The organism is uncultured Mailhella sp. (genome assembly GCF_905187505.1).
Lineage (GTDB): Bacteria > Desulfobacterota > Desulfovibrionia > Desulfovibrionales > Desulfovibrionaceae > Mailhella.
Window position 1 is genome coordinate 21,133 of the sequence record NZ_CAJJIC010000017.1, and the last position, 9,686, is coordinate 30,818.

Here is a 9,686-nt window from a genome sequence, read left to right on the forward strand (position 1 = left end):
CGCGCCTGCACGGGTATCCTGTGCACCTCTCAGGAAAACTGAACGTTCAGGAGCTGTCATGTCCGTCATCATGGGAACCGCAGGTCACATCGACCACGGAAAAACGTCGCTCATCAGGGCGCTTACTGGCATAGATTGCGACCGTCTCGGTGAAGAAAAGCGCCGCGGCATCACCATAGAGCTGGGCTTCGCCTACGCCGACCTTCCCGGCGGCGAGCGCATGGGCATCGTGGACATGCCCGGTCATGAAAAGTTCGTGCGCACCATGGTGGCCGGAGCTTCCGGCATAGATTTCGTGCTGCTCGTCATTTCCGCCGATGAGGGCGTCATGCCGCAGACCCGCGAGCACTTGGAAATATGCACGCTGCTCGGCGTGAAGCACGGCATTGTGGCGCTCACCAAGATCGACATGGTCGATGCCGACATGCTGGAGCTCGCAAAGGAAGACGTGCGCGAATTTCTTGCGGGCACCTTCCTTGAAGGCGCGCCCATTTTTCCCGTGTCCTCCGTGACCGGCGAGGGGCTCGCCGCGCTTCGCGCCGCCATAGTCGAGGAGAGCCGCCGTCAGCCGCGGCGTCGTTCCGACCTGTTCCGTCTGCCCGTGGACCGTGTGTTTTCCCTGAAGGGGCACGGAACCGTGGTCACCGGAACGCTTGTTTCCGGCTCTGCGAAGTGCGGCGACGAGGTGGAACTTCTGCCGAGCGGAAAGCTTTCGCACATCCGCAGCATCCAGAGCCACGGTCAGGCGCAGGAGGTGGCCGAGGCCGGTCACCGCATCTCCCTCAACCTGCACGGTCTCGGCGTGGAGGACATCAGCCGCGGCGACGTGGTCACCCATGTGGGCACCATGAAGAACTCGAAGCGATGGATTGTGGAACTGACCTGCCTCAAGTCCTCTCCCCGGGGGCTGCGTCATCGCGGGGAGGTTCATTTCCACCACAGCGCGAGGGAACTTGCCGCACGCCTGTACTTCTACGACCGCGACCGTCTCGAGCCCGGCGACACCGCGCTTGCGGAAGTGCATTTTTCCGAGCCCGTGGCCGGCATCTTCGGCGACCGCTGCATCGTGCGGGCGTTCTCGCCCCTGCGCACCGTGGCCGGCGGCTCCATTTTGTATGCTCTGGACGGAGCGCCCAGGCGCAGTCACATCGACGAAACCATGCAGGCGCGGCTCATGGCACTGCCCGACTCCGACGAGCAGACGCGCATCGGCGTGCAGCTCGAGCTTGCCGGCCGCTTCGGAGCGACCCAGGCTGATCTTTCCATCCTTACCGACCTCAGCCGGAAGTCGCTGGAAAAGCAGCTGCAGGCCATGTCCGGCAGGGGGGCCGTCTTCTGCTGGGACAAGGACGCCCGATGCTGGATTTCTTCCGCCTGGCTGGACAGACTCATTGACCGCGCGCTTGCCGCCACGGAGGCCTTTCATAAAAAGAACCCCCTGGAACACGGCATGGCCAAGGGCGTCATCCTTGCAGGCATGGGGGCCGGAGTGCCGCCCAAGCTGGCGCATTTTGTTCTCGAGAGACTTATCCGTTCGGGCCGACTCGCGGCCGAGGGCGAGCTCCTGCGCCTGCCCGATCACAAGGTGTCTCTTGCCGACGATCAGCAGGCGCTCAAGGAAGCGCTTCTGAAGGCTCATCAGGCCTCGCCTCTCATGCCGCCGAACCATACCGAGCTTTTTTCCGAGCTCGGCATCACGGCGCGGCAGGCACAGCCCATATTCAAGCTGCTTGTTTCGGACGGTTCGCTCGTGAAAATCAAGGAAGATCTCTACTATCTTTCTTCCGTCATGGACGAGCTCAGGGAAAAGGTGCGTCAGTTCCTTCAGGAGCACAGTGAAATAACGCCCGGTGATTTCCGTGACATTTCCGGCATTTCCCGAAAGAACGGCATCGCGCTGCTCGAGCACTTCGACAAGGAGCAGCTCACCATGCGCGTGGGCGACAAGCGGGTTCTTCGCGGCAGGAGCGCGTGACATGACCCGTGTGGTGGCGCTGGATTTTGAAACTGCCGACAAGTACGCCGACAGCGCGTGCGCCCTGGGCATGACCCGCATGGAAGACGGAAAGGTGACGGCAAGCTGGTACAGTCTCATCCGGCCGCCGCGCCAGCGAGTGTATTTTACCGAAATCCACGGACTTACCTGGGAAATGCTGAAGGACAAGCCCACGTTTGCCGAACTGTGGCCGGACATACGCGCCTTTCTTGAAGGCGCGCGGCTTCTGGTCGCGCATAACGCAAGCTTTGACCGAAGAGTGCTTCTCGGCTGCTGCCGGGCCTTCGGTCTGGAAGCTCCGTGTCTTCCCTTCGCGTGCACGGTCAAGGGCTCGAGACGGGGGCTCCGCCTGCCTCATCATCGTCTCAACGACGTGTGCGCGTATCTCGGGCTGGAGCTGGATCATCACAATGCGGCGTCCGACGCGCTGGCCGCCGCAAAAATCTATCTTCATCTCCGCTCTCTCGGCATGACGGACGAAGAGATGATGCTCAACGGATAAAAGCGCTCCTTACGTCTTGCCCGGAGAGTCCGGCCGGTCTATATTTGTCGAAAGCAAATACGTTGTGAGGTTGTCATGATTATCGAATGTCCTTCCTGCCGCTTCAGGCGTGACGTGCCCACGGCCTCCATACGGCCCGGAAAGAAATACAAGGTGACCTGTCCGCGCTGCTCAACGGTGTTTCATTTCTCCCTGCCGGAGGAAGCGCAGTCTTCTTCCGACGAGCCGGAAAAGAACGTCGCGGCAGCCCAGGGAGCGGGGCAGAGCGTTCCCGCCGCGGACCCGAAGCCCGCAGTGCCGCATCTTTCCACTGAACAGGAAGGGGATGACCCGCTTCCTCCCGGAGCCGAGATTCCACAGTTCACCAGGGAGGAGTCTGCGGAGAAGAAGGAAGAGACTCCCGCAGAGAAGCCGGAGAGCCCGCAGCGTCCGAAAAGTCTCTGGGAGCGCTGGCAGAGCGTGCGCGAGCACGTGCGCCAGTATGACGAGGGGCAGGATGAACCCGCGTCCCGTCATGACGGACGTCCGGACGGCGCCCCCTGGGAAAGTCCGGAATACTACGGCTTCTGGGGCAGCTTTTCCCGCACGCTGCTCGGCGTGCTCTTTCATGCGCCGGATTTCTTCAGACATGTGCGCTGCAGCTTTTCGCTTGTCCGTCCCATTCTCTTTTATGTGCTTCTGAGCCTTTTTCAGATGCTTGCCTCACGGCTCTGGTCCATGAAGGCGCTGCAGGAGCTGACGAGCACGGCCACTGATCCGCAGACCCTGGCCATGGCCGAAGCGCTCATGAAAAGCATGAATCTGCCGCTCATGCTGCTGGTCACGCCGTTCTTCTCCATTTTTCAGGCGGTGATTCTGGCAGGACTTTATCATCTGATGATTCGCATGGTGCAGCCCGACCGGGCGGACTTTTCCACCACGCTGCGCGTGGTGTGCTACAGTGCCGCTCCGCTTGTGTTCTGCATCGTTCCCATGGTGGGCAGTCTCATCGCGTCCGTCTGGTTTGTGGCGGCGGCCTTCATGGGCTGCAAGTTCGCGCTCAATCTTTCCTGGTCGCGTACGGTGCTTGCGCTGCTTCCGCTCTACATTCTCGAGTTTGCGCTGGTTTCTCAGATCCCCGCGTTCATGGCGGGCATGTCCTGATACTTGTCCCGGGCGAGGGGACGGGCGACATATTGTTGTGAAAACAGAAAACGGGGTTCCGCATGACGGCGGAGCCCCGTTTTTTCATGGCGTTCGGTGAAGGAGCCTTGTTTCTGCGCCGGGCAAGATCGTCCGATGCATTGAAGGTGTCGAATGTTCGCTGGTCTCGCGTTCCATCGGCGGGAGGAGCCTGTCGGCCGGGCACGGCGTCGTCATGGACGTTCTTCTTTCCTCAAGGAAGTCGAAGAGTCCGGGACTGTACGACGATCAGGCAAAGAATCCCAGCATCTTCAAGATGACGAGACAGACGCCGAGCCCCAGAAGACAGGAGATCATGAGCACGAGGGAGGAGAGAATCTTCATGGGGACGGACTCCCCGGAACATGGCGGTCCGGCTATTTCCTGTTTTCTCTGAGCGCTGCGCGGTAGTCGCGCACAGCCCGGTTATGGTCGTTCAGGTTTTTGGAAAACGTATGTCCCCTGTCTCGGCCTGTGGCCACGAAATAGAGATAGTCATGCTTTTCCGGACTGATGGCCGCCCTGAGCGCCGAAGCTCCGAAAGAGCATATGGGGCCCGGCGGCAGGCCGGGATTCTGATAGGTGTTGTAGCGGTTGTTCGCGTTGTCCAGCTGACTGCGCAGAAGCGGCCCTTCAAAGTCACGGCCAAGGCCGTAGATGACCGTGGGGTCGGCCTGCAGCAGCATGTTCTTTTCCAGTCTGTTGGCATATACGCCCGCCACCCGGGCACGTTCTTCGGGAACGCTGGTTTCCTTTTCCACGATGGAAGCCAGCGTGACGAGGCGCTTGAGCTCTTCCGTGGAGGGCCTCTTGCCGTTGGGCCACAGCTTGTCCGCTCTGCGCCAGAACATCTCCACAAGACGGTTGGCCACGGCTTTTGCCGCGTCGCGGTTCAGCTCGCGCGGACGGGGCAGAAGATAGGTCTCGGGGTAAAGGAAGCCTTCCGCGGAATCGAAGGGAATGCCCCAGTGACGGAGAAATTCCGGGTCGTGAATGACGGAGGTGAAGTCCGCGGCCCTGCAGAAGCCGCCTTCCTCCACAAGTTCCGCCACGTCCCACCAGGCAAGTCCTTCACGTATGGTCAGCCGGTAGAGCATGGCCTTGCCGGACACCAGCATGTCCAGCACCGTTTCCGGCAGCCAGCCCGTGCTTACCAGAAAGCGTCCGGCCTGAATGTTCCGGCTCTTTTCCTTGTAGCGGACCAGCATCTGGAATCGCCATGCGTCGGTGATCACGCCTTCCTTTTCCAGCATGGCGGCCACCTGTGCGAGCGTCATGCCGGGCTCGATGTCCACGATCAGGCTTTTGCCCGGCTCCTGCGGCGGCGTATCCAGAAAGTTGCGCGCGTCGCGCCATGCCCAGGTGCCTGCGCCGAGGCATACCACGAGCACGAAGACCACGAGCCAGAGGAGCGGCCGCCGTTTCCGACGGGGAGTCTGCGGCTTTTGGTTCTGCGCCGCATGAGAGTCTCCGGTCGAAGACGCATCGGCTGTTTCGGACACGGAGCCGGTTACGGGACCGTCGTTGAGGGGCTTCTCATTTTCTGGTTTTTCCTGGGTCATGCCCTCAGTCTCCTTTCTTCCGGCTGGTCCAGAAAGCTTTCGAGAATGAGCACGGCAGCCTGCTGATCCACCACTTTCTTCACTTCACGAAAGCCCATGCCTAAGTCGTAGAGTTCGTGTTCCGCAGCTGCACTGCTCAGAACTTCGTTCATCCAGTACACGGGCAGCGTCGTGCGACGCTTCAGTGACTCCACGAAATGGCGTACCTGCACGGTGGTGAGGCATTCCGTTCCGTCGGTGTACAGAGGAAGGCCGACCACTATGGCGTCTGCCTGTTCCTTGTCCAGAAGTTCCATGAGCTGGGCGAAAAAGGCGGCCTTGGTTTCCCTTTTCAGGGTGCATCGGGGGAAGGCAAAGGCGCCGTCCATGTCCGAAACGGCAATGCCCACTCGCTTGAGCCCGTAGTCTATGGCAAGATATTTCATGCTGTTATAGAGTCAGAGTGCCGGGAAAGACAAGGTTGATGATCACCATGACCACGCTGGTGCATAAAAGAGCCCATACACCGGCCAGAACATCATCGATCATGATGCCCCATCCCGCAGGCAGCCAGCTTTCCGAGGCGTGCACGGGCCACGGCTTCAGAATGTCGAAAAAGCGGAAGAAGAGAAACGGAACAAGGAGAAAGGCCGCGTCCTTCCAGCCGGAGGCGGACGAAAGGCTGCCGAGGCAGAGCATGGTCACCCACTGTCCGACAAGCTCGTCGATGACCACGCAGCCCGGATCCTGACGATTCAGCAGAATTTCCGCACGGGATGCGGCAAAGCCGCCGAGAATGAAGAGCACCAGCAGAAATACGAGACGCCACGGCAGGGAGAGGGGAAGATAGAGGAAGGGGGCAAGAAGCGTCGCGAAAAAGGCTCCTGCCGTCCCCGGAGCCTTTGGCGCAAGTCCCGCGGGGCCGAGACGACAGAAGTGCAGAACAATGGTATCGAAGGAGGTCATGAAAACTCCAGCAGGTCAAAAGTTTGCCTCAGGATAGGAGCTCCCGTCATTCTTGGCAAGGGGAGGAGAAGCCGTCTGCAGACGGGAAGAGCATGGAGCATGCGGAATGGTATTTGCCCCTCAACCTTTTCTCTTGTCATCCCTTGCCGGTGCTGGTACGAAAGAAGGGTGCCCGGGTGGCGAAACTGGTATACGCAAGGGACTTAAAATCCCTCGTCCGCAAGGACTTGCGGGTTCAAGCCCCGCACCGGGTACCACTTTGCATATGTTCAGAAGCATGGCCGTGTTTTTACACGGCCTTTTTTGTTGCTGAAAAAATTCAGAAAGTCCGTCTGTGCCGCGAACTATGCCGCATCCTGAGCCTCGCGGCGGCCGGAGAAGGTCGCTCGGGGAGGCTTTTGCCGGAACTTTTTCAGACGGCTTTGCGGGGAAGCGTGTGCACACCCGGCGAAGGGCGGGACCGGAGGACTGTTCCGGTCAGGTCGTCCCGTATGCGGCGATTTTTTCTTTTGTTTTCACGGGAGGAGTCCAGACCCGACTGAATGCCGAAGCATGTGCGGATGAAGAACCTGCTCTGTTCTTTCGGCATGACCGTGGAAAAAGCGCAGACTGAAAAGAAGGAGGGAGGAAAACAAACCTTGTTTTCCTCCCCTTTTCTTCAGTGAACGGCGGACGGGATCAGTTCTTCAGGCTGTGGATGGGCGCGGGAATGCGTCCGCCGAGATTGATGAAGGCGGAGGCGTCGCCGGTGTTCACGGGAATGATCTTGGCCTGACCGAGCAGACCGCCGAAGATGGCGGTTTCGCCCACGCCCTTGCCGGGAACGGGAATGACGCGCACGGCGGTGGTCTTGGTGTTGATCATGCCGATGGCCATTTCGTCGGCAATGAGGCCGGAAATGGTGGTCGCCGGAGTGTCGCCGGGAATGGCGATCATGTCGAGGCCCACGGAGCAGACGCTGGTCATGGCTTCGAGCTTCTCCATGGTGAGGGATCCGCAGTTGGCAGCAGCTTCGATGCTCGAGTCTTCGGAAACGGGAATGAATGCGCCGGAGAGACCGCCCACATGGGAGGAAGCGAACACACCGCCCTTCTTTACGGCGTCGTTGAGCATGGCGAGCACGGCGGTGGAGCCGGGAGCACCGATGGAGGAGAGGCCCACGCTCTGGAATATTTCACCCACGGAGTCGCCCACGGCAGGCGTGGGGGCGAGGGAGAGGTCGGCCACGCCGAAGGGAATGTTCATGCGTCCAGCCACTTCCTTGCCGATGAGTTCACCTACGCGGGTTACCTTGTAGGCCGTGGACTTGATGACTTCGGCCACGTCGCTGAGCGTAAGATTTTCATGGGTTTCCTTGGCTCGGTCGATGGCCTTTTTCACCACGCCGGGACCGGAGACGCCCACGTTGATGACCACGTCGGGCTCGCCGATGCCGAGATAGGCGCCGGCCATGAAGGGCACGTCCTGCGGAATGTTGGCGAACACCACGAGCTTGGCGCAGCCTATGCCGTCGCGATCTTTGGTGGCGTCGGCCACCTTGACGATCTGGCGGCCCATGAGAGCCACGGCGTCCATGTTGATGCCGGCCTTGGAGGAAGCCACGTTGATGGAGGAACAGATGCGGTCGGTGGTGGCGAGCGCTTCGGGCAGGGAGTCGATGAGCGCGCGGTCACCGGGGGTCATGCCCTTTTCGACCAGGGCGCCGAAACCTCCGAGAAAGTCGACGCCCGCCTCCTTGGCGGCTTCGTCAAGCATCTGGCAGGCGCGCACCATCTGGTCGGCGTTGAAGCCTGCGCCGACGACGGCCATGGGACTGATGCTGATGCGCTTGTTCACCACGGGAATGCCGTATCGTGCGCCCACTTCGTTGCAGTGTTCCACCAGGTGGGCGGCATATTTGGCTATTTTGGCGCGTACCTTGTAGGAGAACACGTCGAAGTCGTGGCTGACGCAGTCGAAGAGGCTGATGCCGAGGGTGACGGTGCGAACATCGAGATGTTCGTTGCGGAGCATGTTGATAGTGCTGAGCACTTCGCGTTCAGTAAGCATGGGGCAGACCTGTGATGCGGGTTAGACGATGGGTACGCGATGGATGGCTTCGAAGATGTTTTCGTGCTGGATGCTTATGGCAAGCCCCACGCTGCGGGCTTTGGCCTGAAGCATCTGACGGAAGGCGTTGCGATTGATGGAAAGAGGCAGAGCGACTTCAAAGACCAGCACGCATTCGTTGCTGTCCTCATCCATGCGGATGGCCTTGAGGTTTTCGATGTTCACCTTCTGTTCGGCAAAAACGCCGGAGATCATGGCGATGATTTCCGGCCGGTCGGAACCGTTGACCGTGACGACGAAGGGTTCAGTCTCTTCGGAACTCGAGAAGGTGTCCGTTTCAAAGGTGCGCGCCGCAACGGTGAGATCCATGTGACGGGCTTCGAGGTTGAGACTGACCACGCGCTGAATGTCCTCCTCGGTGACGTCTTCCGGGGCGGATACGATGAATATGGATGCGAACTGACCCTTCAGAATGGTCTGGCTCAATTCCTCAATGTTGCATTTTTCCTTGGACAGGGCGCTGGCAATGGCATAGACCACGCCGGGACAGTCGCGTCCGATGACAGAAATGACAATGTGATTCACGGTCGCCTCGATGCAAAGAGGGTTGGGGCCCGGTGCGGAAAGCCGTGCGGGGCCATGATCTCGGGAAATGCGAAAAGGATAGACGGGAACGAGGAGAACCGTCAAGCGATGTTTGGACTTCCGCGCTTTTTCAAAGATGTCAAAAAATAAAGATGGGGAGGCTAAGAATATACCAATAATTATAGTGTTATTAATATATTATATTTCTGGAACACCAAGAGATTTTAAAATAATTAAATGTGCCGTCATAATATTCTTGTTTGCGTGTAATATCGTTATTATTACCCTTAGGTATGAATATAACTAAACCTTGACGAGCGCGAGTAAGAAGTACTCTATAGGCATTTTTTAAGTATCGTCTTTTTTCTATAGAGTGGATATTGTTCCATTTTGATCCTTTAAAAGTATAATATTCCCATTCTCCATTACAAAAACGATAATCAGCATCCCATGCTATAAGTGCATAGTCAAGTTCTAGCCCTTGAATATCAAATTCGGTAACAACATCTTCGAGCATATAGCTAGAACGAACATCATATTTATCATTAAGAAACCAGTTTTCAATAGATATAGTATTTTTTACAAATATGCCATCAGCCTTGAGTCGTAATCCTCCACTACTTGCAAGAAGTCCATAGCGTGTTGTTCCTTGGCATTGATTTTTTATCCAATCCTTTGCACGGCTTAAATCTCTAGTTAATACTATAGGGTAACTATTTTTTATATATAAGTTATAGATCTTGCGTGCTTCATTGATTTTGATATCAAGTATATATTTTATAAAATTTGATAAATATGGGCTTCTAAATGAACGTATTGATGTGTTGAGATGTAAATTTTCTTTTTTAAATATATTTAAATTAGATATTATATCATTCCATGAACG

Annotated in this window: 9 protein-coding genes and 1 tRNA gene; 4 read left to right on the forward strand and 6 right to left on the reverse strand. The window is 57.7% G+C overall.

The window, feature by feature from the left end; all coding sequences use genetic code 11:
- Nucleotides 1–58 precede the first annotated feature (58 nt).
- The 3 genes from selB (at nt 59) to QZZ60_RS03355 (ending at nt 3,641) form a co-directional block, all read left to right on the forward strand.
- Complete coding sequence (gene selB / locus QZZ60_RS03345; protein WP_295637779.1) at nt 59–1,975, forward strand: selenocysteine-specific translation elongation factor; 1,917 nt, start codon at nt 59–61, stop codon at nt 1,973–1,975.
- A 1-nt stretch (nt 1,976) separates the two neighbouring features.
- Nucleotides 1,977–2,498: a 3'-5' exonuclease gene (locus QZZ60_RS03350; protein ID WP_295637783.1), complete on the forward strand. Its 522-nt coding sequence runs from the start codon at nt 1,977–1,979 to the stop codon at nt 2,496–2,498.
- A 75-nt stretch (nt 2,499–2,573) separates the two neighbouring features.
- Nucleotides 2,574–3,641 carry a YIP1 family protein gene (locus QZZ60_RS03355; protein ID WP_295637786.1) on the forward strand — a complete coding sequence of 356 codons (1,068 nt, stop codon included), beginning with the start codon at nt 2,574–2,576 and terminating at the stop codon, nt 3,639–3,641.
- A gap of 395 nt (nt 3,642–4,036) precedes the next feature.
- Here the strand turns inward: QZZ60_RS03355 and mltG are convergent, their stop codons facing one another.
- From mltG to QZZ60_RS03370, 3 genes are read right to left on the reverse strand one after another with little or no spacing between them, the layout of a single operon-like run.
- Complete coding sequence (gene mltG / locus QZZ60_RS03360) at nt 4,037–5,221, reverse strand: endolytic transglycosylase MltG (RefSeq protein ID WP_295637789.1); 1,185 nt, start codon at nt 5,219–5,221, stop codon at nt 4,037–4,039.
- Complete coding sequence (gene ruvX, locus QZZ60_RS03365) at nt 5,218–5,646, reverse strand: Holliday junction resolvase RuvX (RefSeq protein ID WP_295637791.1); 429 nt, start codon at nt 5,644–5,646, stop codon at nt 5,218–5,220. The genes mltG and ruvX overlap by 4 nt, the downstream gene beginning before the upstream one ends.
- A gap of 4 nt (nt 5,647–5,650) precedes the next feature.
- Nucleotides 5,651–6,166 carry a phosphatidylglycerophosphatase A gene (locus QZZ60_RS03370; RefSeq protein ID WP_295637794.1) on the reverse strand — a complete coding sequence of 172 codons (516 nt, stop codon included), beginning with the start codon at nt 6,164–6,166 and terminating at the stop codon, nt 5,651–5,653.
- Between the two features lie 170 nt (nt 6,167–6,336).
- Here QZZ60_RS03370 and QZZ60_RS03375 point away from each other — a divergent pair.
- A tRNA-Leu gene (locus QZZ60_RS03375) sits at nt 6,337–6,423 on the forward strand.
- Between the two features lie 421 nt (nt 6,424–6,844).
- Here QZZ60_RS03375 and QZZ60_RS03380 read toward each other — a convergent pair.
- The 3 genes from QZZ60_RS03380 to QZZ60_RS03390 all read right to left on the reverse strand — a co-directional run.
- Nucleotides 6,845–8,215, reverse strand: a complete 1,371-nt coding sequence (locus QZZ60_RS03380; protein ID WP_295637796.1) for a PFL family protein — start codon at nt 8,213–8,215, stop codon at nt 6,845–6,847.
- 21 nt (nt 8,216–8,236) lie between these two features.
- Nucleotides 8,237–8,800, reverse strand: coding sequence for an ACT domain-containing protein (locus QZZ60_RS03385; protein ID WP_295637799.1), 564 nt, complete (start codon nt 8,798–8,800; stop codon nt 8,237–8,239).
- A gap of 190 nt (nt 8,801–8,990) precedes the next feature.
- Nucleotides 8,991–9,686, reverse strand: a 696-nt coding sequence (locus QZZ60_RS03390; protein WP_295637801.1) for a DNA/RNA helicase domain-containing protein, incomplete at its 5' end; no start/stop codon positions are given.

Excerpts from the sequence above, each read along its gene's own strand:
- selB (WP_295637779.1), top strand. The coding sequence starts at position 59 with ATGTCCGTCATCATGGGAACCGCAGGTCACATCGACCACGGAAAAACG.
- QZZ60_RS03350 (WP_295637783.1), top strand. The coding sequence starts at position 1,977 with ATGACCCGTGTGGTGGCGCTGGATTTTGAAACTGCCGACAAGTACGCC.
- QZZ60_RS03355 (WP_295637786.1), top strand. The coding sequence starts at position 2,574 with ATGATTATCGAATGTCCTTCCTGCCGCTTCAGGCGTGACGTGCCCACG.
- mltG (WP_295637789.1), bottom strand. The coding sequence starts at position 5,221 with ATGACCCAGGAAAAACCAGAAAATGAGAAGCCCCTCAACGACGGTCCC.
- ruvX (WP_295637791.1), bottom strand. The coding sequence starts at position 5,646 with ATGAAATATCTTGCCATAGACTACGGGCTCAAGCGAGTGGGCATTGCC.
- QZZ60_RS03370 (WP_295637794.1), bottom strand. The coding sequence starts at position 6,166 with ATGACCTCCTTCGATACCATTGTTCTGCACTTCTGTCGTCTCGGCCCC.
- QZZ60_RS03380 (WP_295637796.1), bottom strand. The coding sequence starts at position 8,215 with ATGCTTACTGAACGCGAAGTGCTCAGCACTATCAACATGCTCCGCAAC.